The following is a 24,766-nucleotide window of genomic DNA, read 5'->3' on the forward strand; positions in this document are numbered from 1 at the left end:
CCATGTTTGAAATCTTTATCGCAATTGCACTGCTTGGTGCCCTGGCTCTCACCTTTGGCGCCTTACTGGGTTATGCCGCCGAAAAGTTTAAGGTCGAGGGCGATCCCATCATAGATCAGGCCGAAGCGCTTTTACCCCAGACTCAATGTGGGCAATGCGGCTATCCCGGCTGTCGTCCCTATGCCGAGGCGATCGCGAGTGGTGAGAAGATCAATAAATGCCCTCCCGGTGGCACCGCTACCATGGAGAAACTGGCCGAGCTGATGGGGGTCGAGCCAGAGCCCCTTACTGCCACGGCCCAGAGTCAGGTGAAGAAAGTCGCTTTTATTCGTGAGGCGGAATGTATCGGCTGCACTAAATGTATCCAGGCCTGTCCTGTCGATGCCATCTTGGGCACAGGCAAACAGATGCACACTGTGATAACGGATTACTGTACCGGCTGCGATCTCTGTGTCGAGCCATGCCCCGTTGACTGTATCGACATGCTTCCCGTAGAACAAACAGTACAAAACTGGAACTGGAAGCTCAACGCCATTCCTGTTGTCACTATCAGTGAGGAGTCCAAGTGTTAACTTTATTTGAACGTATTGATAAAGGAACACTTTGGCCTATTCCAGGTGGCATCCATCCGGCTGAATGTAAATCGAGCTCAGCGCATGCTGCAATCAAGCATTTGCCACTCGCCGACCGCTATCTAGTGCCGGTTCCCCATGTAGGCGATAACTGCACCCTTGCCGTACAAGTTGGCAGCAAGGTCGATAAAGGACAGAGACTGACAGAGGGGGATAACTTCAGGCACCTTCCTGTGCATGCGCCCGTATCGGGTACTGTGATAGCCATCGAGTCCCATGCCAGTAACCACGCTTCTGGTTTGCCGGTACTGAGCTGCGTTATCGAAAATGATCATCAGGAGCGCTGGATAGACACGCTCCATGAGCCCTTAAGCCGAGAAGCGGTCCAGGCTTTATCCACGCAGACAGTATTGGACAAAATCCAAGACGCCGGCATTGCCGGGCTCGGCGGCGCAGCCTTCCCGACCCATATAAAACTCAATCCTGTGAGTGAAATAGAACTGCTGGTCATCAACGGCGTTGAGTGTGAACCCTATATCACCTCAGACGATCGCCTGATGCAGGAGCACAGTGACGAGATCTTCCGCGGCATCGAAATTATTCAGCAACTGCTGTCGCCTAAACGTATCATCATCGCCATTGAGGATAATAAGCCTCAGGCCTTAGAGCGGATGCGCCATGCCCTCAATCGCAGTGCCCTGCCCGCTGACACAGTAAGAGTCACCAGCATACCGACTCTCTATCCCTCTGGCGGAGAGAAGCAGCTTATCCAGATCTTGACCGGACAGGAAGTGCCCTCAGGGGCGATTCCCGCAAACTTAGGTATCTTGGTACAGAACGTCGCTACCGCCTTTAGCATAGAGCAAGCCGTGTACTGCAACCGCCCACTGATTGAGCGAGTCGTCACCCTAACGGGCAATCATATCGCTAAGCCAGGAAACTACTGGCTGCCCATCGGCACACCAGTCGAGCATCTGCTTGCACAGGCAGGCTTTAGTGGTAATGAAAAATCGCCTGTGATCATAGGCGGGCCTATGATGGGCTACATGTTACCCGACAGAGCGGCGCCTCTGCTTAAAGGCACCAACTGTATCCTCGCGCCCAATAGCGAAGAGATGGCGCCTGAGAGTGTCGAGAAACCCTGCATTCGCTGCGCCGAATGTGCCCAGGTCTGCCCCGCCCAGCTCCTGCCACAGCAACTCTTCTGGCATGCCAAGGCAGAAGAGTATGACAAGGCGGCCAGCTATAATCTGCGTGACTGTATCGAATGTGGCTGCTGTAGTTATGTCTGTCCGAGCGACATTCCGCTGGTCGAATATTATCGCATCGCCAAATCGGCACTGCGTGAAGAAGCGCTGGAGAAGAAACAGGCGGAGCTGGCCAAGCAACGCTTCGACTCCCGAACCTTGCGTCTTGAAGAGGAGAAGCGCGCTCGGGAAGAGAAAGCAAAACAGGCAGCCCAGAAGCGTCAGGCCGCCATGTCCGGTAATGATAAAGACGCAGTTGCCGCCGCCATGGCTCGCATTAAAGCTAAAAAAGCCTTGCAGGCAGAAACGCCTGTTGATAATGCGACTGAGCAAGCAGTGAAAGCGCCGGCTGGTGTAGCTAATCAGCAAGATAAGGTCGCCGCAGCCATAGCCCGCGCTAAGGCAAAGAAAGCGGCAGCTCAACAAGCTGAGCCTTCGACACAAGAAGCAACGCAAGAAACAACACCAGCAGCACCACAAGCTGCAGAACCGACCGAACAAGCCAAGCCACTGACTCAGGCCGATAAGGTCGCAGCAGCGATTGCCAGAGCAAAGGCTAAGAAGGCTGCCAAACAGAATAATGCCCAAACGCCAGACGAAGATGAAGCGGCAAACATAGCAGCATCACCAGGGACCGAAAGCAAACAGGATAAAATTGCTGCCGCCATCGCCCGCGCTAAGGCGAAGAAAGCCGCCCAGCAAGGTAAAACCCTTGATGCGACAGAGGAGCACAAGATAGAAAAGGAAGCCGAATCTCAGAGGATGGCTTCTCAAGATCAGTCCTCACTCAATGCGGCGCAAGAGAAGCAAGCCAAAATTGCCGCCGCTATCGCCAAGGCAAAGGCCAAGAAAGCCGCCAAGCAGCAAGATGCTGGTGACTTATCGGCCACCACTCGCGATAACGAGCAGGCTGGTGATAAAAAGAAGGCTGGTGAAGCTGAAAGCAGTGTAGAAGCAGCATCTGATACGCCAGTAACAGTGCAAGCGCCAGATAACACTAAAAGTCTTTCCGCTGAAGAACTGAAGAAACAGCGCATCGCCGCAGCAGTGGCCAAAGCCAAGGCAAAGAAACAGGCTAAGGCCGCCGAGCAAACCGAGCAAAAGGATCACTAATGGCATTTAAATTGGCCTCATCGCCCCACTTAAGCAGCAAGTCTCGCACTTCGAGTGTCATGTTGAAGGTGATGCTCTGCGCCGTGCCGGGTGTGCTGGCGCAGATCTATTTCTTTGGCACAGGTGCTCTGATCCAGATCTTGCTGGCTATCACTACCGCAGTGGTCATAGAAGCCGCCATTCTCAAACTGCGAAAGCGCCCCATCGCCGCCACATTAAGTGATAACAGCGCCGCCTTAACCGGATTACTGCTCGGGGTGTCTGTCCCTGCTTTGGCGCCCTGGTGGATTGTAGTTATCGGCGCGCTATTTGCTGTGTTAGTGGTAAAACAACTCTATGGCGGTTTAGGCAATAATATCTTTAACCCAGCTATGGCCGCCTATGTGATGCTGCTGATCTCTTTTCCGCTGCAGATGACCACTTGGGTTGCACCTGCTGGCTATGCCCTGCACAGTGTGGATCTTCTCAGCACTCTTGCCATCATCTTTAAAGGCGCATCCCCCGAAGCCATTTTGGCTTACCGCGCCGGTATCGATGGTGTCACCATGGCAACGCCGCTCGATACCATACGCACAGGTTTATCCACTGGGCTGACCATAAATGAGATCTTGACTAAGACCAGCTTTAGCAGTGGTTTTGGTGCAGGCTGGGTGTGGATTAACCTCGCTTATCTTCTTGGCGGTATTATGCTGCTTAAGATGAGACTGATCCGCTGGCATATCAGTGTAGCCCTGCTTTCTACCCTATTTATCTGTGCCAGCCTGGGTTATCTGCTCAGTCCCGATACCCATACAGGTCCACTGCTGCACCTGTTTTCCGGCGCGACCATGTTGGCGGCATTTTTCATCGCCACCGACCCTGTCACAGCCGCAACCAGCAATAAAGGCAGGCTCATCTTCGGTGCCCTTATCGGCCTGCTGGTTTACCTTATTCGCAGTTTTGGCGGTTATCCCGATGCCTTTGCCTTCGCCGTGCTATTAGCCAACCTGTGCGCCCCCTTTATCGATTACTATGTTAAACCCCGCGCCTATGGCCATAGAACGAGCCATTAGGGTTGGCAGGAGTAAAAAGTGAAACGATCTATCATTAAAAACGGCAGTCTACTCGCCCTATTCGCCTTAGCCTGCACCGCCCTGGTCGCCTTGGTGAACCTGTTCACAGCCGATAAGATCAAGGAACAGCAAAATAGGGAGTTGATGCGTATACTGCATCAGATCATCCCAGATGAGCTGCACGATAATGCCTTAATCGAGCATTGTATTTTGATCCATAACAGCGAAGCACTGGGGATAGATGAACCCCTGCCCGCCTATATCGCCACCCAAACAGGGGAAGCAGTTGCGATTGCCATCGAATCTGTTGCGCCCAACGGTTATAACGGTCAGATAAAGCTTATCACCGCCATCACAGTGGATGGCACAGTGCTGGGCGTGCGAACCTTAGGCCACAATGAAACCCCTGGGCTTGGCGATAAAATCGATCTTAGAAAATCCGGTTGGGTTGAAAGTTTTGCCCAGCAGCAGATAGATGATGAGAATGACAAACGCTGGGCGGTCAAAAAAGATGGCGGTCAGTTCGATCAATTTACTGGGGCGACCATCACCCCAAGGGCCTATGTGGGCGCGGTTAAACGCACCCTGCTCTATTTCAAGGCCAATCAGGCCGAGCTGTTAAATCGACCCGCTAACTGCGAGGTGTCCTATGAGTAATTATCGCGAAATCGCTTGGCAGGGATTATGGAAAAATAACCCTGGCCTAGTTCAGCTACTCGGGCTATGTCCGCTACTAGCAGTCACTGGCACCCTGACAAACGCCATCGGTCTCGGACTTGCCACCCTGATTGTGCTCGTCTGTTCCAATATTCTGGTTTCCCTGGTCAGAGACTTTGTGCCCAAAGAGATCCGTATCCCAGTGTTTGTGATGATCATCGCCGCGCTGGTGACCTGTGTGCAGCTGCTGGTCAACGCCTATGCCTATGGCCTCTATCTCTCTTTGGGGATCTTCCTGCCATTGATTGTGACCAACTGCGTCATCATAGGTCGCGCCGAAGCTTTTGCGTCTCGCAACTCTGTGGCCAGCTCCGCCTTCGATGGCTTAATGATGGGTCTGGGATTTACCGCAGTATTAATGGTGCTGGGCGCCTGCCGCGAAATCTTGAGTCAGGGCACGCTATTTGATGGCGCAGAGCAGTTACTGGGTGATTGGGCCAAAGGCTTAACCCTGCATCTCTGGCAGGTAGACACCAACTTCCTGCTGGCCATGCTGCCACCGGGCGCCTTCATCGCCATGGGCTTTTTAATTGCAGCAAAGAACAGTCTTGATAAGAAAATTGCCGCGCTCAATCCTGAGCCTGCCCCCGAGCAGAGCGTTACCCGGGTTAGGATCACCAAAGTCAGTTAAGACTGCAATTAAGTCTTCAGCTACGAAAAAATAAGTTCAGTTAGATCAGTTGAATCGATAAGGAAATAAGATGAATAAGGATAAACGCCGTCAGATCCTTGAAATTTTAAGAGAAAACAATCCTAAGCCAGAAACTGAACTCAACTTTTCCTCTCCTTTTGAGCTGTTAGTGGCAGTCACCCTGTCGGCTCAGGCCACAGATGTCAGTGTGAATAAGGCCACCGACAAGCTGTTTCCCGTCGCCAATACCGCCCAGGCCATTTACGATCTCGGTGTCGATGGCTTGAAAGAGTATATAAAAACTATCGGCTTATATAACAATAAGGCGATAAATGTTATCAAGGCCTGTCAGATCTTACTGGAAAAATATGACGGTGAAGTGCCGGAAAACCGCGAGGCACTCGAAGCCCTTCCCGGTGTAGGCAGAAAAACCGCCAACGTAGTGCTCAACACCGCCTTTGGCTGGCCCACTATCGCCGTGGATACCCATATTTTTCGTGTTGCAAACCGCACAAGATTCGCCGAAGGGAAAAATGTGGATCAGGTGGAGCAGAAGATGCTAAAGGTCGTGCCCAGTGAATTTAAGGTGGATGTACACCACTGGTTTATTCTTCATGGCCGCTACACCTGTATCGCGAGAAAACCTCGTTGTGGCAGCTGCCTGATTGAAGAACTGTGTGAATTTAAGGATAAGACAGAAGAATAAACAGTCTTATCCTATTGATTTCAATACTTGGTTCATTGCCCCCATCACTTGTTGGCAGTGCGAAACATATTGCGCCCTATTTCACAATACGCCCTATGAAGAAACCTACATATCCGATTACGAGTAAATCGGGCGAGCTCATACGCCAAGACCTTCCCGATTTAACATGCCGAGTTTTAAATCAATTCCATTAAAAAAGCCGCAATGCTGCGGCTTTCTTACATCAAAATTTTCTAAGCATTAAATCTTTCTATGCATTAAAACTTTTTTCTTTAAAACTTTCTATGTATTAAAACATGGACACGAAAAAAATGGAAAGTACTAAGGCTACCGCTACAGTGATCCCTAACGCCATTTTTAGTTCAGACGACATACCCAACTCCTTTATAACCAACAGCTTCAATTAATTTAAATCATTATCCTATGCCGCACAGACTGTACCAAGCGACCAATCTGACTCTGTGAGTTTTGTCACATTCACAGCAAATGTAAAGTTTATGCAGACAAAACCCATCGTTTGACAAAACAGGTTATAATGACCTTCATTTTTAATCGATTAGAGGTTTTCATGGCACAGCTTTTACACACCATGCTGAGGGTTGGCAATCTGGAGCGTAGCATCGAATTTTACACCCAGATCTTAGGCATGAAACTACTTAGAACCTCAGAAAACCCTGAGTATCGTTACTCCCTCGCCTTCGTTGGCTTCGATGAAGAGAGCGCTGGCGCTGCAGTGATCGAGCTGACCTATAACTGGGATACGGATAGTTACGATCTCGGCACTGGCTTTGGCCATATTGCAATTGGTGAAGCCGATATTTATAGCCGCTGCGCGGCCATCGAAGTCGCGGGAGGTAAAGTGACTCGCCAGCCAGGACCGGTTGCCGGTGGCACCACAGAAATTGCCTTTGTTGAAGATCCTGATGGTTACAAGATTGAGTTTATCCAGATGAGATCGGCTCAAGCGGGATTAGGTTAATTGGCCATAAAAGCAGTCATAAACTAACTATATTAAGACCAAAAAGCGCCGAAAGGCGCTTTTTGGGACTAAATTAATCTGGCTGAATAATATTAAAGTGCTGATAGGCTCTTGGAGTCGCTATCCGGCCCCTGGGTGTACGCTGAATAAAGCCTTGCTGAATAAGGAAAGGCTCGAGCACATCTTCAATGGTTTCACGCTCTTCACCTATGGCCGCCGCCAGGTTATCCAGTCCGACCGGGCCGCCCATAAACTTGTCAATAATCGCCAGCAGCAGCTTACGATCCATATAATCGAAGCCCTCCACATCTACATCCAGCAGATCCAGGGCGCTTTCGGCCACGGCTTTAGTGATCTCACCGTCGTGTTTTACCTCGGCATAATCCCGTACTCGGCGCAGCAAGCGGTTGGCGATACGGGGCGTACCGCGCGAGCGTCTTGCCACCTCGATGGCGCCCGGATCATCTATGGGAAGACCCAGTACCTTGGCCGAGCGACTCACAATCGTGCTTAAATCCGCCACATTGTAAAACTCAAGACGAAGCGGAATGCCAAAACGGGCTCGCAGTGGTGATGTTAAGGCACCTGCTCGAGTCGTGGCGCCAATCAGGGTAAAAGGTGGCAATTCGAGTTTAATGGATCGCGCAGCCGGACCTTCGCCTATCATGATATCCAACTGATAATCTTCCATCGCCGGGTAGAGGATCTCCTCGACCACAGGACTCAATCTGTGGATCTCATCGATAAAAAGCACATCGCCCGCTTCGAGATTGGTCAGCAGCGCCGCAAGATCCCCTGCCTTTTCCAAAACGGGCCCAGAGGTAGACTTGATATTCACTCCCATCTCATTGGCGACTATCATGGCTAAGGTGGTTTTACCTAAGCCTGGGGGGCCGTAGATCAACATATGATCCAAGGCTTCACCGCGCTTCTGCGCCGCTTCGATAAAGACCTTCAGCTGGGCACGGGTATCATCTTGCCCCGTGTACTCATCGAGCAACTTAGGACGCATGGCTCTGTCAATCTGCTCATCGCGCTCTTCTGTACCCTGAGGCTGCGCATGAATTAGTCGATCGGCTTCTATCATCTTTTTCTCACTTAACGATTAAAGCATGGACTTAAGCGATGCTTTAATTAAGGACTCTGAGTCCATCCCTTCCTGGTAGGCACTTGAGACCGCCTTACTTGCCTGGGCCGGTTTGTAGCCTAAGGATAACAGTGCGGCGATGGCGTCTTCTTCGGCGCTGTTTACTTGCACTGCTGGGGTATAGTTGGACTGCAACACAAACTCCCGCTCCGAGCCATGGGAAGTTTCCATCAGGCTCTTGAGTTTGTCGCGCATCTCTACCAGCAAACGCTCGGCGGTTTTCTTACCGACACCCGGGAGTTTAACTAAGGTGGCAATATCATCGTGCTCGACGCATTTAACAAATTCGGCGGCAGTTAAGCCAGACAGGATCGTCAGTGCCAGTTTAGGCCCGACACCATTGGCCTTGATCAGCAGACGAAACAGGGCTCGTTCCTGCTTATTGATAAAGCCATAGAGCAGCTGGGCATCTTCACGCACCACAAAGTGGGTGTAGATCAATGTTTCCTGGTTTAGCTCGGGTAGCTCATAAAAACTGGTCAGGGGCATCTGCACTTCATAGCCGACACCGCTCACTTCGATGACGACTTCTGGTGCCTGTTTCTCCACAAGCAATCCGCGTAAACGACCTATCATCTATATCTTCCGTATGTTCTTGAACTGGCCTTACCGCCCAGGGCGATAAGACTTTGATAAGTGTGATAATGACACAAGGCCACCCCCAATGCATCGGCGGCGTCAGCCTGAGGTGCGGCGCTGAGATTTAACATCTGCTGCACCATATGTTGTACCTGGGATTTTTGCGCCCGACCAGTGCCAACCACGGCATTTTTAATCTGAGTCGCCGAATATTCTGCCACGGGCAATCCGGCATTGGTGGCCGCCACTATGGCGGCGCCCCTCGCCTGACCCAATTTCAGTGCCGAGTCGGCGTTCTTAGCCATAAATACCCGCTCGATAGCAAACTCATCGGGCTGGTATTGGCGGATGATCTCACTGATCCCATCGAAAATGATTTTCAGCCTAGATGCCAGATCATCGCCTTGAGTGCGGATACAGCCGCTGCCAAGATAGATTTGTTGCCGTCCATGACACTTGATCACCCCATAACCTGTGATCCTTGAACCGGGATCAATCCCTAAAATGATCGGCATAAGCCTCCTATCATCTTGTTTTACTCGCAGCTTATTCTAAAGTTTGCATGATCTCATCAGAGATCTCGGCGTTATGGTAAACCTCTTGCACATCATCATGATCTTCGAGGGTGTCGATAAGGCGCATAAACTTAGGCGCAGTATCGGCATCGAGTTCCGCCTTCGTTGAAGGCACCATGGTTACCTCAGCGTTGGCCGCCTCAAAACCGGCCGCATCCAGGGCATCTTTGACTGCGCCGAAGGCTTCTGGCGTGGTATAGACATCGATAGAGGTGTCATCATGGGTCACAACATCTTCTGCTCCTGCATCGAGTGCTGCATCCATAATGGCATCTTCATCCATGCCTTCTTCAAAAGAGATCACGCCGCGCTTGGTAAACAGATAGGCTACCGAGCCATCTGTGCCTAAGTTGCCGCCGGATTTACTAAAGGCATTACGCACGCCCGAAACGGTGCGGTTACGGTTATCTGTCATGGTTTCCACCATTACCGCGGTGCCGCCTGGGCCATAGCCTTCATACATTATGGTTTCTAACACCTGACCATCGAGTTCACCAGCGCCGCGCTTGATGGCGCGCTCGACCGTGTCACGGGTCATATTATTTGACAGGGATTTATCGATGGCTGCGCGTAATCTTGGATTGGAGTCAGGATCTGAGCCCCCCTCCCTTGCTGCCACAGTTAACTCGCGGATGAATTTAGTAAACAGCTTGCCGCGCTTGGCGTCCTGGGCTGCTTTGCGGTGTTTGATATTGGCCCACTTACTGTGACCTGCCATAACAACTCCTTATTCGAGTCTCTCTCGAAAAAGCCGAGCTTTCGCTCGGCTTAGATTCAACTTTTATTCTGCTTTTTTGGCCGCCTCAACGACGGCAATTCCTAACTCATCTAACTGAACTGGATTGGCAAATCCCGGCGCATTGGTCAGCGGACAAGCTGCTGTGGTGGTCTTAGGGAAGGCCATCACATCGCGGATAGAGCTCGCACCTGTCATCAACATGATGATGCGATCTAAACCAAAGGCCAGGCCCGCGTGTGGCGGCGTACCATATTTGAGGGCTTCGAGCAGGAAGCCAAATTTTTCTTGGGCTTCTTCAGCGTTAATCCCCAGAATACGGAACACGGCAGACTGCATCTCACTGTTATGAATACGCACAGAGCCACCGCCCAATTCACAGCCGTTAAGCACCATATCGTAGGCGTCTGACAGGGCAGCCGTTGGATCGGCTTCAAGCTGCTCTGGCGTGATGCCACTGGGCGCAGTAAAGGGATGATGCATCGCGTGTAAACCACCATCTGAGGTGCGCTCGAACATGGGGAAATCCACCACCCAGAGCGGCTTCCACTCGCCCTGTAGCAGATTGAAATCTTCACCCACTTTCAGACGCAGTGCGCCCATCGCCTCGCAGACGATGTTGGCTTTGTCGGCACCAAAAAGAATAAGATCGCCATCTTTCGCGCCGGTACGTTCAACGATGCCGTTCACGACTGTCTCATTGAGGAACTTAAGCACAGGCGACTGAATGCCCTCTAATCCCTTGGCCAGCTCGTTGACTTTCATCCAGGCCAGCCCCTTGGCACCATAGATGTTGACAAACTTGCCATATTCATCGAGCTGCTTACGTGACAGTGCTGCGCCGCCTGGCACACAAAGCACGGCTACACGGCCTTCGCTGTCGTTAGCAGGCTCCTGGAACACTTTAAAATCAACGTCTTTAACAAGATCGGCCACATCGATAAGTTCCAGCGGGTTACGCAGGTCTGGCTTATCTGAACCGAAACGGCGCATAGCTTCACTAAATGGCATCTTAGGAAACTCGCCTAAATCGACATTAAGTAGTTCGAGGAACAAGCCGCGGATCATCTCTTCTGTCTTAGCCATAACCTGCTCGGACGTCATGAAAGAGGTTTCGATATCTATTTGAGTAAACTCAGGCTGACGGTCGGCGCGCAGATCTTCATCACGGAAACATTTTACAATCTGATAGTAACGGTCGAAACCTGACATCATCAGCAGCTGTTTAAACAACTGGGGCGATTGTGGCAGCGCAAAGAACTGACCCTTATAGGTACGGCTAGGCACGAGATAGTCACGGGCACCTTCAGGTGTCGCTTTGGTCAGGATAGGCGTTTCGATGTCGAGGAAATCGTTACCATCGAGGAAACGGCGCACTGCGCTAGTCACTTTAGAGCGGAAAATAATGCGCTCAGCCATCTCTGGGCGACGCAGGTCTAAGTAACGGTACTTGAGGCGCTGCTCTTCTGTGTTGTGCTGATTTTTGTCCATGTTGATTGGCAAAGGCGCGGCGCTGTTGAGGATAAGCAGCTCTTTGCCCAGTACCTCAATCTCACCCGTGCGCATCTGGTCGTTCACTTGACTGTCGGGACGAGCACGCACCAGACCTTTCACCTGAACACAAAATTCGCTGCGCAGCGTGCTAGCGACTTCAAATACTTCTGGAAGATCAGGGTCATAAACAACCTGGACAATCCCTTCACGATCGCGCAGATCCAGAAACACTACTCCACCTAAGTCTCGGCTACGATTAACCCAACCGACTAGCGTGACCTCTTCACCAACATGAGACCCGTTGACGTCTCCACAATAATGACTGCGCATCTAACACTTTCCTTTCATCCACCAGACAAGGCTGGGGAATATTCAATACATGACAAAAGCGGCATTATAGTGAAATATTGCCGATTTCAAAACAACTTCATCGTCTTAACATGAAGTAAATACACGCGCTGGGTAATTATCCAGCGCTATTCAATCCGTACTTGCTCTGTACTTGCTCTGCACTTGCTAAAATGAGCCTATCCCAGTTAAAGATAGCGAGCCAAACCTCAGCCCAGCAAAGCCCATCAGGCACAGCGGTAGCAGAGTCCACCTTGCTTAATCGCTCTGGACATCAATTGATCCGCTGTCTTTAAAATCTCGACCACATTATCACCGTCATTGGGATACATGGCGATGCCTATGCTGACAGAGAGTGACACATCAACCCCATCGATGACAAATGGCGCACCAAAGCCTGCGATTATGCTGTCAGCCACCTGACAGACCTGATCTAAATTCTTACAGCGGTTCAGTACCAGCACAAACTCATTTTCACCAAAACGCGCTAGGGTGTCAGATTTTCGCACTGAGTTTTTCAGCTTATCCGCGCCAAGGCGCAGCGCCTCAAGTCCGGCACCATGCCCTAGGCTCTGATTGACTTCACGCAGATTATCGAAACAAATAAACAGCACGGCAAAGGGACTCATTTCCCGGCGATGCATCAAGACAGTCTGCTCCAGTCTATCATCGAGTAGGCTACGATTAGGCAGTCCAGTATGCGGGTCAAACTTGCCAAGCAAAGCCAGTTGCTGCTCCAGTTGCTGTCGCTTTTTATCCCGCTTTTTCAATATCAAATAAGGCAATAGAATCAGCGTCAGCAGAAAGCAAAAAGCTAAAGTAAAAAAGCTCTGTTTCCAAGTGATAAACGCCCATTTTGCCGGTTCATTCTTCGTTATCCAGTGCTGGTAAATCTGCCTTTGATCCTCCATGGAGATCTGAGCTATCACCTTATCCAGGATAGGCACCAGCCGCGTGAGTGCTGGGTTAAGCGCAAAATGACTCTGCTCACTGGAAAAATCTGCCAACACAGACATCTTAAGATCCCTGTAGTGGGGCTCACTCAGCTCTACACTCAGGTTAACCACTTTTTCGAGAAATCCATCAGCATTCCCCTGAGAAACCGCATCGATCCCCGCCCTGAAATTGGGTACCAATACCAGCTCTATACCCTGAATATGATCCATCAGACGCGTATTAAGATGATAACCCGCCACAACCGCTAGACGTTTACCGCGCAGTTGCGACAAGTTAAAAATCGACAGCTCACTGCGATCCGTCACTAATCCCCAGGGTGATGGCCAGTAAAATTGAGTAAACAACAGCTCTTTTTCGCGACTTGCCGTCTGTGCCACACTGCCCACTATATCGACACGTCCTTTTTTCAAGGCATCGAGCAACTCATTCCACTCATCGAAGGCGACTGGCTCGAATTTGAGTCCAAGTTCCTTCGCAAAGCGCGAAATCATTTCGCTGTTTATTCCCTGAAACTGCCCCTCAGCGCCCTGATACTCCATTGGCCGCCAATCCTTTAAATAGCCTATTTTTAACGGCTTGAGCTGACTGAGATAGTCAGTTTGCTCCGCCGTCAACATAAGCGGAGCGCGCTCGACATTCACCGTCCTGTCTTCGCTATTTAATATCCATTTGCGTTCAATATTCGCCAGCTCGTCCTGGGAGATAAGATTAAAACCACTTGCTATGCGCTTGGCTAGGCCTGTGTCCTGATTGCGAGTTAATCCATAGATATCGGTAACAAACGTCAGATCCAAAAAGGGGTAAAAATCTGACCAGTTGCCACTGGTGAGCAGATGATGCTGCGTCCAGGCAGATGAAGCCACAAAAGCGGAGATATAACCGGCCTTGGCCGCGGCGATCATCTCAGTCACATCGGTATAGAATTTTAATTCACTCTCGGGCAGCGCCGCCTTTAACTTACTTAAATAGGGCGCGGTTGGCATCACACCAATACGCTCACCGGCAAAGTCATCTTTCTGCTTGACTGGAGCTTTATAGCTAAAAATACGACTGGTGACCTGAGCGATTCGCCAGGCCCTGTGATAGCCGGTTTTGATTGTGTTACTTTCTGGATAACCGACCTGAATGTCGGCTCTACCATATTTAAGATCTTCGAGCGTCTCCGCCATGGCATTGGGCTTAAATTCCACATTGATACCGGTTTTTTTAGACCACAACTTCCAGATATCGATATACATGCCTTGAGGCTCACCGTCCCCGCCGATATCGACAAAAGGCTGGATCCCCGTGGTCGTCGTAATAATTAAGGTATTGGTGTCTTTACTGTAACCTAGCCAATGTTTCTCTATCTTCTGTTTCACGTCGTCAGACACCAGGGAAAATCCCTGGTTAATTTTGGCTAACAGCGCCCTATCACCTTTAATCACAGCCGGCTGCATGTTGACTTTATGGATCAACAGGCGGTTCGCCACAGGAAAAGCATCGAGAACCGCGCGACTGACGGCATTGTCACGCAGATACCCTTCCATACCCGCGAAAATATCCACATCGCCCCGATTTACCCCTTCAAGTAATGCCATACGGCTGGGATAATAACGAAAGCTCAGACCGGTATTTTGCTCACTCAAGATAGATTCATGGGATGAGCCCGTCACCACCCCAATTCGATAAGGTTGTAGCTCTTTAATGCTGGACTTATTGCCAAGGGACTGTCTGAGATACAGATAGGTACTGACCGAGCTGATTGGCTCGGCAAAGTCGAAGATTTGTCGCCGCTCCTCTGTGGGCGCCATCCCTAGGTGGATATCGGCCTCTCCTTGGCTAAGCAGGGTCAGGGAATCTTGCCAGTATCTTGGCACAAATCGGATTGGGGTATCAGTCTGCAGCGACCATTCGCGCCACAGATCCACCAAAACCCCCTGCACTTCGCCAGTGTCATCGACAAATTGATAAGGGTAGCTATCCTCCCCCATGACTAAGGTCAATGGCGGTTTAGTGGTCTCAGCAAATGCCGAAATTGATACAAATAGCAATAAGTTAGCTAAAAAGTGAATGACACGTATCACTGAATCACCCTAGAAAGTAAACGCGCAGTAACGTAATTGTTATAATGCCTTTATTAGACAGAATTTTACTCATAATTACCAGCACTAGACTTGCTGCAAACTGTTATCATTCGCTAGAATGAGAAATCGAACGCATCTTATAAACTCTAATGAATTCATCTCAAGATACTATTTACGCTCAGGAATATAAGCAGATCAGCGACTTTAAATTCGATGACAGGGTCGCTGGGGTATTCAACGACATGATCAGGCGCTCCGTGCCTGGGTATGCTCAGATCATTAATACCTTAGGTGATTTTGCCGAAAAATATGTGTCGCCTCGCAGCCGTGTCTATGACTTGGGTTGCTCTTTAGGCGCAGCCACCTTGAGTGTTCGTCGCAGGCTAGATGGGCGCGATTGCACCATTATCGCCGTCGATAACAGCCAATCCATGATAGAGCGCTGTCAGCAGAACTTAAGTGCCTATGTGAGCGAAACCCCTGTGGATCTTGTCTGCGGCGATATCCGCGACATAGAGATCCACCAGGCTTCCATGGTGATCCTCAATTTCACCATGCAGTTTCTCGCCCCCAAAGATAGAGACAAACTGATAGGTAAAATCTACCAGGGGTTATTGCCCGGCGGCATACTGGTTCTATCGGAGAAACTCACCTTCGAAGATGGTGAGGTCCACAGTCTGCTCGATGCGCTACACCTGGATTTTAAACGGGCCAACGGCTATAGCGAGCTGGAAATAAGCCAAAAGCGCAGTTCCCTTGAGCACGTAATGAAACCCGACTCGCTGAACCAACATAAACAGCGTTTACAACAACAGGGATTCAAACATTTTGATCTGTGGTTCCAATGTTTTAATTTTGCTTCTATGGTGGCAATCAAGTGATCAGTTTCAGCTCTTTTTATAAACAAATTGCCGACTCAAGCCTGCAACACTGGCTAGAAACCCTGCCCACTGTTCTTGGAGAGTGGCAGCGCAGTAACAAACATGGCGATCTCCCTAAGTGGGAGAAGGTGCTCAATAAGCTGCATTATCCTGCGCCGGATCATATCGACTTTAAAACCAGTGTAACCATTGGCAGTGGCGAGCAACTCAGTGTCGGTGAAAAAGAGAAGCTGGAAAATCTACTTAAGCTGTTTAAGCCCTGGCGCAAGGGGCCATTTCATCTTCATGGCATTCATATCGATACCGAATGGCGCTCAGACTGGAAATGGCAAAGAGTGCTGCCCCATATCGCCCCTTTAGCCAATCGTACCGTGCTCGATGTGGGCTGTGGCAGTGGTTATCATATGTGGCGCATGTTGGGTGAAGGCGCTAAGCACGTGGTGGGTATTGATCCATCGCCGCTGTTTTTATGTCAGTTTGAAGCGGTAAAACGCCTGGCAGGCGTGCATCACCCCATACATCTGTTACCCATTGGCATTGAAGCTCTGCCGCCCTTGGATGCCTTCGATACCGTGTTTTCTATGGGTGTTTTCTATCATAGACGCTCACCGATAGACCATCTATTGCAGCTTAAAGATCAACTACGCGCCAGCGGCGAGCTGGTATTGGAAACCTTAGTGGTCGATGGCGATGAAAATACCGTATTAGTGCCGGGCGAGCGTTACGGCAAGATGAACAATGTATGGTTTCTACCCTCAATCAAGGCACTAGAAGCCTGGCTGATAAAAGCAGATTTTGTGGATGTGCGCTGTGTGGATGTGGATGTCACCTCGCTTGCCGAGCAGCGTAGTACCCCCTGGATGCCAAACGAGTCTCTGGTGGATTATCTTGACCCAAATGATATTAGTTTGACTGTCGAAGGTTACCCAGCGCCAAAGCGTGCTACCTTTATCGCCACCAAGAATCAACCCAATAAAGATCTGATCTAACAACAATAGTATATGGGATGCACTATGTTAAAACGGACAACAACTCTGCTTATCGCAACTGGATTAGTGGGCTGCGCAGCAAATAAGGCGAATCAAATCGAGCCTGTCGATGCGCAGACCCTCAACGCCAGCCTAGCCCAGCAACAAGATCAGTTAGTCACGCTGATCAACACCAACCAGGAGACTCAAGCCCAGGCTCTAACTGCGCTAAACCAAAAGGTGGAGCAACTCTCGGCGGATATGACCAAGATGGCGGCCAGAAAAGCGCAACCGGCAGAAAAAATGGTTGTACAAGTGCCGGTTGAATGCGACCCCTCGCCCATAGGCGACAAGTTTGTCTTAGGCGCAGTAGAAAACGTCTATATCGATGAATATAAAACCAGTTTTGAGACCCGCATAGACACAGGCGCAGAGTCCTCTTCTCTCGATGCACAAAACATCATTCTTTTTGAACGCGATGGCAAACAGTGGGTGCGCTTTGACGTCTTTACCAATGGCGCCGATCAACCCGCACAAACCTTTGAGTCTAAGGTTGAGCGCTTTGTGCGTATCAAGCAGGAGGCCGATGAGAACAGTGATCGCCGCCCAGTGATCCACGCCCACCTGCAGATAGGCAAATATAAGGCAGAAACCGATCTGAACCTCACCGACCGCAGCCACCTGGATTATCAGCTGCTCTTAGGACGCAAATTTATGCAGGATATTGCCGTGGTGGATGTCGGCCAAAGCTTTATTCATGGCAAAGTTAACCCAAGCGTCGCCAAATAGGATTTGTTGCAAATGCATTCTAAAAAACCTTTCTATATCTTAGTTGCACTGCTTTTTATTGCCGGTATTTCGGCCAGCATTTATCGCGGTATCGAACACAATGTGCCCTTCCTTCCTGGCCAGCAGGTGCAAAGCTGGGCTGTCGATGCCAAGGTGAGTTTTCAGGCCATTGGTGAAGCGGCAGAGGTAACTTTCTCGCTGCCCAGCGATCCTGCCTTCGAAATTTTAGTGGAAAACGCCACCTCCCCCGGCTATGGCTTAACCATTGCCGATGATGAAACCGGTCGCCATGCGACCTGGTCGACGCGCAGTGCGCTCGGTCAGCAGGATCTCTACTATAAAGTCACCCTAGTACCGACCGGCAGAAACAAGTTAACCGCCGAGCAAACGCCACAAGCCCCCTTGCCTTACAGCTGGCCTGCAACCGAAAGAGCGGCTGCAGAGCAAGTAATGGAGGATATTTGGGCTCGCAGCGCCAGCAATCTTTCGTTCGCGCAGCAACTCAACAAGGCCTTTAACGGCAGTGAACGCAGTCAAAATATCGAACTATTACTGTCAGCTAGCTCGCCTGCCAATCTGTTTGTTAATATGCTCAACAGCAAAGGGATCCCGGCGCGAAAAGTCAGTGGCCTATTTTTGGAGGATCAGCGCCGACGCCAACAGCTAATCACCTTCGTTGAAGTGTTTCATAACGGTAATTGGGTGCTGTTTAATCCCGCCGATGGCACTCAGGGTCGCCCTGATAACCTACTCATTTGGGACAGAACGGGTAAATCGACACTGGATGTTGTGGGCGGGGTTAACTCACAGGTTAACTTCTCTATGTTACAAGATACCCGCTCGGCACTGGCGACCTCACTGGATTTGATGAAGAACCAAAATGCCCTGGATTTCTCTCTCTATCAACTGCCGCTTGAGGAGCAAAGCCTGTTCAAAGGGATCTTGCTCATCCCCATTGGTGTCTTGATGGTGGTATTTTTACGGGTCATTATTGGTATCAAGACCTCGGGTACCTTTATGCCTGTACTTATCGCTCTGGCCTTTATTCAGACCACGCTGTTAACTGGGCTTGTCGGCTTTTTGCTTATTGTCTCTTTCGGTCTGATGATCCGCTCCTACCTGTCTGATCTCAACCTGCTACTCATCTCCCGTATCTCTGCGGTGATAATAGTCGTTATTGGGATCATAGGCCTGTTTACCCTGCTCTCCTACAAGTTTGGCTTAAGCGAAGGCTTAACCATCACCTTCTTCCCTATGATTATTCTGGCCTGGACTATCGAGCGTATGTCCATCCTCTGGGAGGAGGAAGGCGCCAAGGAGGTGATTGTTCAAGGTGGCGGCAGCCTGTTTGTGGCCACCCTTGCCTACCTCGCCATGAGTGCCAGCTGGGTACAACACTGGGTATTTAACTTCCTCGGTATCCACTTAGTGATCCTGGCAATGGTGCTGCTTTTAGGCCAGTACACAGGCTACAAACTGCTGGAACTCAGACGTTTTAGACCCTTGGCGGGAGAATAGTCATGTTATTTGCACGTCCTAAAACCCTGAAAAATAATGGTGTGCTGGGCATGAACAAGCGTAACATCGACTTTATTGCCCGCTATAATCCACGTAAATTCTATAAACGCGTCGATGACAAGCTCACAACCAAACAGCTTGCCCTGGCCAATGATATTGCCGTGCCAGCCTTAATTGGCACGGTAACCCAGCAGCACGATATCGCCCATATCCCAGAGATGGTCAACAACCGCACAGGCTTTGTTATCAAGCCCTCTCAGGGCGCGGGAGGAAAAGGGATCTTAGTGATCACTAAGGTGGAAAATGGCCGTTATTTTAAGACCAATGGTAATGAGGTCACCCCGAGTGAAATCGACCGCCATGTGTCTAATATTCTCAGCGGCCTCTTCTCCCTCGGTGGCAAACCCGATGTAGCCATTATCGAAGGTCTTATCCAGTTCGATCCCGTGTTCGATGGCTACTCCTTCGAAGGGGTACCGGATATTCGCCTGATCGTCTTTAAAGGCTTTCCTGTCATGGGGATGCTGCGCCTTTCAACCGCCGCATCGGACGGTAAGGCAAACCTCCACCAGGGCGCTGTCGGTGTGGGGCTGGATATTGCTACAGGCAAAGGCTTGCATGCAGTGCAGTTTGACCGTCCCATCGAGCGCCATCCAGATACAAATCGTCTGCTGACCGATATTCAGGTTCCCCATTGGGACACACTGTTACATACGGCCTCTCAAGCCTATGAGATGTGTGAACTAGGCTATCTTGGAACTGATATGGTGCTCGATAAAGAGTTAGGCCCACTGCTGCTGGAGCTCAACGCCCGTCCAGGGCTGGCAATCCAGATAGCCAACGGCCAGGGTATTCTGCCAAGACTGCTGCATGTGGAGCAGATGAAGAATAAGAAGATGTCAGTAGAAGAGCGAGTCGCCTATGCTAAGGTTCATTTTAGCAACCACTCTGCTTAGTCTCTTCACTCAGCTTAGTCTCGTCATGGCGGCCCAGGCCGCCTCTCCCCTCGAACTCTTATCTCAGCAATGTCTGGAATATGAGCTGCAGCCTTTAGCCGGTGTTAGCGATTTTGTAAGTCAGGCTAGTGAAAATCAAAGTATTGAGCCTCTGGCGCTTACCCAACACGCAAGGCAACTTGAGCGCCAACTTATTGGTCTTTACAACCTCAAAGACAGTGTGGATTATTACCGCCAATATGCGATGAGCAGCAACAGTCGCGAGGCCCTGCTGCAATGTCAGCTACATCTGGGCGACCAATTTCACCAGCTAACGCAAAGGCCGGATCTCATTCAGCTTAGCCAGGCATTACTTGGCGCCCAAAAGAGCGGTGCACAAAAGAGTGGGAGTAGTAGTGGGAATAGCAGCGAAGAGCAATTATTAGGCAAACGCTTAGGTGGACTGCTCTCCCAGCAAGAGGATTTAGCGCAAAAAGCCAGATTTCACAGCCTTGAAGCCAGCGTAAAGCACGCCTTAACCACACAAGCACTCTCTTTAATTATGCCAGAGCCCTGTCAGTTGCCCGATGCAGATAAACCCGCAGCGTCCTCATCTGAGCCATTTCAGGAGTCCATCGCCGCCTATCTGCTTAAACAACAAGATGGAGCATGTCGCCGGCAGGTGTGGCAGGCCTATCAGATCCGAGCCAAGCAGAGAAACCAGCTCAGGCTACAAAGCTTTATTGATGACAAACAAAAGCTTGCTTCATTAAATAGGTATGCAGATTTCGCAAGCTACCAGCTCAGCGAACAGTATCTCAACACACCCGAGCTGGTAGCACAGTTTCTCGATGCTATCACGGCGCCGACCGTGGCCCCCTGGGATCTCGCCCTCACCTTGAGTCAGAGTGCAAAAACCGACAGCCAAGCCATTGACACCAATACTTTTATCGATTCAATGTTTGAGCAGCTAAAACCCTTTGGTATCAAAGCCGAAATGGCAAATCCCACTCTGGTTAGGCTCTGGCACCAGGGGCGGCTGTTAGGGGATATCTATTTACAGATCACAGCGCAGAGCGCGACGCAAAGCGATCTAGTAGAAGACAATTCACAGACAGAGACTCAAACGAAGCCGGAAAGGCGTTCATCAAAAACTAAAATTGTATCGAACACAATTCGCCAGGGTGTCATTGGCCTTCAGTTTGGCCAAGGTTCATTCAGCGCGCCCGCCACCTTAGACGACTACCGCGCCCAGCTGCAAGCGATAGAAGCAATGTCACAGCAAGTCGCCCGGCTTCTCAAGGGCGGACACTATTATCTACTCAACACCTTAGGTGAAAGCCAGGACAGCGCACAGGTGGGCGAGTATTGGTTAAGCGAGTATCTGAGTCGCAAGTTACTGCCAGCAGTGCCAAACGCTAGCAGGGAAGCTTATCTTGCTCAATATGACACTCAGCTGAAAGTTTTTCGTAGCAAACTTGCCCTCGCCTTCTATAAGAACAGGCTGGATGCGGCGCAATTAAGTCGCGCCTTTAAGCAAAGTTTTGCTCAGGATTGGCCACAGGCGGTGGATGCCATCTACAGCTTCAGTGGCATACTCGATCAAGGCCCACTCTATTACCAGAGCCTATGGCAAAAACAGCTGGCACAACTTATTTACCACAACGGAAAAGAGTGGCAAAAACAGCAGCAAACTTTTACTATTTTATTGATTAATGAGGCGCAACTGCCTTTTTCAGCCCAGCTAAAACTTATCTTGGGTGAAGATGTATCGCCTAGTGCTTTAATAAAAAGGATCCAACATGAGCCTATCCCGTCTGAGCTATAAACTGGCTGTTAGCTTCACCTTTTCCCTATTACTCTTTACCCAGGCATGCTCTGCTAAAACAGTACAAGATAATGACGCCGTTAAGGTTCGCCAGGCCATTCAAGCCAATTTAGAGACTCAACTCTACCAGCTACCGCCCCGAGTGCAGGGACATTATGGTATTCGCCTCTATCGCATGACAGGTGATGATAAATATGCCAACGCCGCGCTCGTGGATCTCTATGCCGTCACCGAATCTCAGGCTTTTTATGCCTGCCAGCTCGACAAACCCGGCTTTGTCGAACAAGAGGCGAAAGCCGCCATCTCTCTATTAGGTAATGGCCCAAGAGCCAAGGCGCGTAAGAAGGCACTGCAGCCTTTTCCTGAGTTTATCTTCTATACCGATGTGCTACTGCGTTTTTCCAGCCGTATCGATGAATTTGGCCTAGAAGGTCCCTGCCATGACAAATTGATCAAAGCCCTTAAAGCAACGGATTTACAACATGGCCTGACCGATAAGGCCATGATTGAGTCCTGGGCGGCGCAGCTGATTAATTACGCCTACTGGGCTAAACAGATGGGGGTCGGCGACTATATTAACGACTATAAGCAAGCCTTTAACCAAGTTTACCCAGCCAGCCGTGATAAGTCGTTGAAAAAGAGTCAATATCGCAACAAGATTTATGGTATGACCCACTTTATCTTTGCCGCCAGCGAATATTATCAGCACCAGGTTGATCCCAAAGAGTTTGCCTGGATATTAGACTATTTCGAAGCCAATATTGACCGTATTCTCAAGGATGCAACCGATGACATCATAGCCGAGGTGGGGATCAGTTTTCACCTCGCCGGGCTGTCTGATAACCCAGTCGTAAAAAAGACTCAGGCGCACATCATTAACGCATTCGACAAACGTGAAAACATCATCCCCTCGCCTAAAGGCAATCCGGACTTAGCCTTAGGCGAACACCGTAATGTCCTGGCTATGATGCTGCTCAATTGGCCCGATAAACTCTATCAGGGCCCCTATCTTCATCGGCTGAAAGCCACCAAAGAGTATCTGCCCAAACAGGTCACGCAAAAACCCTAACCTCGTCATAGACTAAAACAGGAGCTATCCAGCATGGGCCAGGCTAAATCAACACTTGAGCAGTGGCGAATCTTACAAGCCGTTGTCGATCATGGTGGCTATGCCCAGGCGGCGCAAAAACTCAATAAGAGTCAATCTTCACTCAATCATGCGGTGGCCAAGTTACAGTCGCAATTGGGGGTCTCGCTGCTGGAAATTAAGGGACGCAAAGCCTACCTCACAGAGACTGGCGAAGTGCTGCTGCGCCGTTCGCGCCACATTACCCGCTCGGTACAAGATCTCGAGTTGCTGGCAAAGAGCCTGGAAAAAGGGTGGGAGCCGACTCTCATCATCGCCCGGGAGATAATCTACCCCATGGAAAAGCTCATCGATGCCTTGGCATTATTTGAGCCTCAAGGGCGCGGCACCCGCATTATCATTATCGACTCGGTGATCAGCGGCACCCAGGAGTTGATCGAGTCTGAACAGGTGGATATTGCCATCGCGGGAACCCCACCTCAAAGGTATCTGGCAGAACCTCTCGATCATGTGGAGTTCTTACTCGTATGCCATCCAAGTCACCCACTGGCCAGCCGCCTAGAGCCATTGGATGATCAGACCTTGGCAGAGCATCTGCAATTGGTGATCAAAGATACAGGCCAGATGGTTCGCACCGATTTTGGCTGGCTCAAGGCAGAGCAGCGCTGGACTGTATCCAACTTCCATGAAGCTATCGCCATCTTAGATAAAGGCTTAGGTTTTTGCTGGATCCCGGCGCATCTGGTCACAGAAAAGCTCAATCGAGGTGAGCTGCATCAGCTAAACCTTCAGGGCAGTAGCCATAGACGTGCCGCGCTTAACCTGATCATTCCCAACCGGGATCAACAGGGCCCAGCCTCACAGCTATTAGAGCAGTTGATTTTAGCTCAGCATAAATGAGGCTAAAAGTCGTCTAGTGAAGTAGTGGCGATTGACATCTCGAAATTTAATCTAGTCTGTTTAGCTATATTGATATGCTGTTTTGATTTTCCATTATTAAAAAATGCGATAAAAAGTACAAGCAGCCCAATAGATTAAGCTTATTTTGTATGCTTTATCCCTTACCCAAACCAATACAGCTTACACGTGTAAGCTGGTTGGTTTTGGGTAGATTAGCTGTTACACTGCCTAATCTGAGGTCAAACCAGACGGATCTAACAAACATGACAAAAGAGGCAATCGGCTTAACCGTGGCCACAGTCCAAGCAAGCATAGGCTACAGTAAGAAAGAAGAGCTGGCTAATGCCCTTAGCCATGGTCTTGGCGTTCTCGCCGGTATTCTCGCGCTGCTATTTTCCGTCAATAAAGGGCTGGGGGTACTCACAGGCATTCAGCTAACAGGCGTTATCCTCTATTGTTTTACTATTATCCTGCTGTTTCTCTGTTCCACCCTGTATCACAGCGTCAGTGAGCCTAAGCTAAAGCATAAACTGAAAATTGCCGATCACTGCGCCATCTATCTGCTGATCGCCGGCACTTATACCCCCTTGATGCAAAACATTCTTGATGCCCAGCAGGCCAAATGGATCTTAATCGCCATCTGGACACTGGCCGTGGCTGGGATCCTATTCAAAACCATCTTTATCCATCGCTTTAAAGTGTTCAGCCTGATCCTCTATCTGATCATGGGCTGGTTATGCAGTGTGGTGATGAGCGATCTGAGCAAGGCGATGAGCCCATTAGGTTTTACTCTCTTACTTGCCGGAGGTATTTTTTACAGCGTGGGCGTGATCTTCTATGTGAATAAACGCATTCCCTATAACCATGCTATCTGGCATCTGTTCGTACTCTTTGGCGCCCTCAGTCACTTCCTCTGTATCTATCTGACCGTGATTTAAACT

The 24,766-nt window shown here is 50.0% G+C and carries 22 protein-coding genes; 16 read left to right on the top strand and 6 right to left on the bottom strand.

The features are described from left to right. Positions 1–2: 2 nt before the first annotated feature. From rsxB to gloA, 7 genes are all read left to right on the top strand, one after another. On the top strand, positions 3–572 hold the full coding sequence (rsxB, locus tag LZP69_RS06200) for an electron transport complex subunit RsxB (RefSeq protein ID WP_234199329.1): 570 nt from the start codon (positions 3–5) through the stop codon (positions 570–572). Further along, the gene (rsxC, locus tag LZP69_RS06205; RefSeq protein WP_234199330.1) at positions 566–2,932 is read left to right on the top strand and encodes an electron transport complex subunit RsxC; all 2,367 of its coding nucleotides are present in this window, start codon (positions 566–568) and stop codon (positions 2,930–2,932) included. Before rsxB ends, rsxC begins: the two co-directional genes overlap by 7 nt. Then, entirely contained in the window at positions 2,932–3,984 is a 1,053-nt protein-coding gene (gene rsxD / locus LZP69_RS06210) for an electron transport complex subunit RsxD (protein WP_234199331.1), read from the top strand. Before rsxC ends, rsxD begins: the two co-directional genes overlap by 1 nt. A gap of 18 nt (positions 3,985–4,002) precedes the next feature. Then, positions 4,003–4,641 (top strand): electron transport complex subunit RsxG, encoded by a 639-nt coding sequence (gene rsxG, locus LZP69_RS06215; protein ID WP_234199332.1) that lies wholly within the window; start codon positions 4,003–4,005, stop codon positions 4,639–4,641. Continuing rightward, positions 4,634–5,332 (top strand): electron transport complex subunit E, encoded by a 699-nt coding sequence (locus LZP69_RS06220; RefSeq protein ID WP_234199333.1) that lies wholly within the window; start codon positions 4,634–4,636, stop codon positions 5,330–5,332. Before rsxG ends, LZP69_RS06220 begins: the two co-directional genes overlap by 8 nt. 70 nt (positions 5,333–5,402) lie before the next feature. Continuing rightward, complete coding sequence (nth, locus tag LZP69_RS06225) at positions 5,403–6,038, top strand: endonuclease III (RefSeq protein ID WP_234199334.1); 636 nt, start codon at positions 5,403–5,405, stop codon at positions 6,036–6,038. A gap of 568 nt (positions 6,039–6,606) precedes the next feature. After that, the gene (gene gloA, locus LZP69_RS06230) at positions 6,607–7,017 is read left to right on the top strand and encodes a lactoylglutathione lyase (RefSeq protein ID WP_234199335.1); all 411 of its coding nucleotides are present in this window, start codon (positions 6,607–6,609) and stop codon (positions 7,015–7,017) included. A gap of 73 nt (positions 7,018–7,090) precedes the next feature. Here the strand turns inward: gloA and ruvB are convergent, their stop codons facing one another. From ruvB to LZP69_RS06260, 6 genes are all read right to left on the bottom strand, one after another. Next, a complete protein-coding gene (gene ruvB / locus LZP69_RS06235; protein ID WP_234199336.1) occupies positions 7,091–8,104 on the bottom strand; it encodes a Holliday junction branch migration DNA helicase RuvB in 1,014 nt (337 codons plus the stop codon). Between the two features lie 18 nt (positions 8,105–8,122). Continuing rightward, positions 8,123–8,740: a Holliday junction branch migration protein RuvA gene (gene ruvA / locus LZP69_RS06240; RefSeq protein WP_234199337.1), complete on the bottom strand. Its 618-nt coding sequence runs from the start codon at positions 8,738–8,740 to the stop codon at positions 8,123–8,125. Next, on the bottom strand, positions 8,737–9,258 hold the full coding sequence (gene ruvC / locus LZP69_RS06245) for a crossover junction endodeoxyribonuclease RuvC (RefSeq protein WP_234199338.1): 522 nt from the start codon (positions 9,256–9,258) through the stop codon (positions 8,737–8,739). Before ruvC ends, ruvA begins: the two co-directional genes overlap by 4 nt. Positions 9,259–9,289: 31 nt before the next feature. Beyond that, positions 9,290–10,036, bottom strand: coding sequence for a YebC/PmpR family DNA-binding transcriptional regulator (locus LZP69_RS06250; protein ID WP_234199339.1), 747 nt, complete (start codon positions 10,034–10,036; stop codon positions 9,290–9,292). A 63-nt stretch (positions 10,037–10,099) separates the two neighbouring features. Beyond that, positions 10,100–11,878: an aspartate--tRNA ligase gene (aspS, locus tag LZP69_RS06255; protein ID WP_234199340.1), complete on the bottom strand. Its 1,779-nt coding sequence runs from the start codon at positions 11,876–11,878 to the stop codon at positions 10,100–10,102. 245 nt (positions 11,879–12,123) lie between these two features. Next, complete coding sequence (locus tag LZP69_RS06260; protein ID WP_234199341.1) at positions 12,124–14,919, bottom strand: transporter substrate-binding domain-containing protein; 2,796 nt, start codon at positions 14,917–14,919, stop codon at positions 12,124–12,126. Positions 14,920–15,068: 149 nt separating this feature from the next. Between LZP69_RS06260 and cmoA the strand changes: the two genes are divergently transcribed. The 9 genes from cmoA (at position 15,069) to trhA (ending at position 24,763) form a co-directional block, all read left to right on the top strand. Next, positions 15,069–15,800, top strand: coding sequence for a carboxy-S-adenosyl-L-methionine synthase CmoA (gene cmoA / locus LZP69_RS06265; protein ID WP_234199342.1), 732 nt, complete (start codon positions 15,069–15,071; stop codon positions 15,798–15,800). After that, on the top strand, positions 15,797–16,789 hold the full coding sequence (gene cmoB, locus LZP69_RS06270; protein WP_234199343.1) for a tRNA 5-methoxyuridine(34)/uridine 5-oxyacetic acid(34) synthase CmoB: 993 nt from the start codon (positions 15,797–15,799) through the stop codon (positions 16,787–16,789). The genes cmoA and cmoB overlap by 4 nt, the downstream gene beginning before the upstream one ends. A gap of 24 nt (positions 16,790–16,813) precedes the next feature. Further along, positions 16,814–17,557, top strand: coding sequence for an ATP-dependent zinc protease family protein (locus LZP69_RS06275; protein ID WP_234199344.1), 744 nt, complete (start codon positions 16,814–16,816; stop codon positions 17,555–17,557). A 12-nt stretch (positions 17,558–17,569) separates the two neighbouring features. Beyond that, a complete protein-coding gene (locus tag LZP69_RS06280; protein ID WP_234199345.1) occupies positions 17,570–19,075 on the top strand; it encodes a UUP1 family membrane protein in 1,506 nt (501 codons plus the stop codon). Positions 19,076–19,077: 2 nt separating this feature from the next. After that, positions 19,078–20,031 carry an alpha-L-glutamate ligase-like protein gene (locus LZP69_RS06285; RefSeq protein ID WP_234199346.1) on the top strand — a complete coding sequence of 318 codons (954 nt, stop codon included), beginning with the start codon at positions 19,078–19,080 and terminating at the stop codon, positions 20,029–20,031. Continuing rightward, the gene (locus LZP69_RS06290; RefSeq protein WP_234199347.1) at positions 19,997–21,838 is read left to right on the top strand and encodes a M3 family metallopeptidase; all 1,842 of its coding nucleotides are present in this window, start codon (positions 19,997–19,999) and stop codon (positions 21,836–21,838) included. The genes LZP69_RS06285 and LZP69_RS06290 overlap by 35 nt, the downstream gene beginning before the upstream one ends. Then, positions 21,813–22,907: a DUF3541 domain-containing protein gene (locus tag LZP69_RS06295; RefSeq protein ID WP_234199348.1), complete on the top strand. Its 1,095-nt coding sequence runs from the start codon at positions 21,813–21,815 to the stop codon at positions 22,905–22,907. The genes LZP69_RS06290 and LZP69_RS06295 overlap by 26 nt, the downstream gene beginning before the upstream one ends. A 33-nt stretch (positions 22,908–22,940) precedes the next feature. After that, a complete protein-coding gene (locus LZP69_RS06300) occupies positions 22,941–23,825 on the top strand; it encodes a LysR family transcriptional regulator (RefSeq protein WP_234199349.1) in 885 nt (294 codons plus the stop codon). Positions 23,826–24,088: 263 nt separating this feature from the next. Further along, positions 24,089–24,763, top strand: a complete 675-nt coding sequence (trhA, locus tag LZP69_RS06305) for a PAQR family membrane homeostasis protein TrhA (RefSeq protein WP_234199350.1) — start codon at positions 24,089–24,091, stop codon at positions 24,761–24,763. Positions 24,764–24,766: the final 3 nt, after the last annotated feature.

It is taken from the genome of Shewanella sp. AS1 (assembly GCF_021412565.1).
Taxonomy (GTDB): Bacteria; Pseudomonadota; Gammaproteobacteria; order Enterobacterales; family Shewanellaceae; genus Shewanella.

Coding starts and splice junctions, on each gene's coding strand:
- gloA (WP_234199335.1), top strand. CDS start 6,607: ATGGCACAGCTTTTACACACCATGCTGAGGGTTGGCAATCTGGAGCGT.
- rsxB (WP_234199329.1), top strand. CDS start 3: ATGTTTGAAATCTTTATCGCAATTGCACTGCTTGGTGCCCTGGCTCTC.
- trhA (WP_234199350.1), top strand. CDS start 24,089: ATGACAAAAGAGGCAATCGGCTTAACCGTGGCCACAGTCCAAGCAAGC.
- cmoA (WP_234199342.1), top strand. CDS start 15,069: ATGAATTCATCTCAAGATACTATTTACGCTCAGGAATATAAGCAGATC.
- LZP69_RS06295 (WP_234199348.1), top strand. CDS start 21,813: ATGAGCCTATCCCGTCTGAGCTATAAACTGGCTGTTAGCTTCACCTTT.
- nth (WP_234199334.1), top strand. CDS start 5,403: ATGAATAAGGATAAACGCCGTCAGATCCTTGAAATTTTAAGAGAAAAC.
- ruvB (WP_234199336.1), bottom strand. CDS start 8,104: ATGATAGAAGCCGATCGACTAATTCATGCGCAGCCTCAGGGTACAGAA.
- ruvC (WP_234199338.1), bottom strand. CDS start 9,258: ATGCCGATCATTTTAGGGATTGATCCCGGTTCAAGGATCACAGGTTAT.
- LZP69_RS06300 (WP_234199349.1), top strand. CDS start 22,941: ATGGGCCAGGCTAAATCAACACTTGAGCAGTGGCGAATCTTACAAGCC.
- aspS (WP_234199340.1), bottom strand. CDS start 11,878: ATGCGCAGTCATTATTGTGGAGACGTCAACGGGTCTCATGTTGGTGAA.
- LZP69_RS06290 (WP_234199347.1), top strand. CDS start 19,997: ATGCTAAGGTTCATTTTAGCAACCACTCTGCTTAGTCTCTTCACTCAG.
- ruvA (WP_234199337.1), bottom strand. CDS start 8,740: ATGATAGGTCGTTTACGCGGATTGCTTGTGGAGAAACAGGCACCAGAA.
- LZP69_RS06285 (WP_234199346.1), top strand. CDS start 19,078: ATGTTATTTGCACGTCCTAAAACCCTGAAAAATAATGGTGTGCTGGGC.
- LZP69_RS06280 (WP_234199345.1), top strand. CDS start 17,570: ATGCATTCTAAAAAACCTTTCTATATCTTAGTTGCACTGCTTTTTATT.
- LZP69_RS06250 (WP_234199339.1), bottom strand. CDS start 10,036: ATGGCAGGTCACAGTAAGTGGGCCAATATCAAACACCGCAAAGCAGCC.
- rsxD (WP_234199331.1), top strand. CDS start 2,932: ATGGCATTTAAATTGGCCTCATCGCCCCACTTAAGCAGCAAGTCTCGC.
- LZP69_RS06275 (WP_234199344.1), top strand. CDS start 16,814: ATGTTAAAACGGACAACAACTCTGCTTATCGCAACTGGATTAGTGGGC.
- LZP69_RS06220 (WP_234199333.1), top strand. CDS start 4,634: ATGAGTAATTATCGCGAAATCGCTTGGCAGGGATTATGGAAAAATAAC.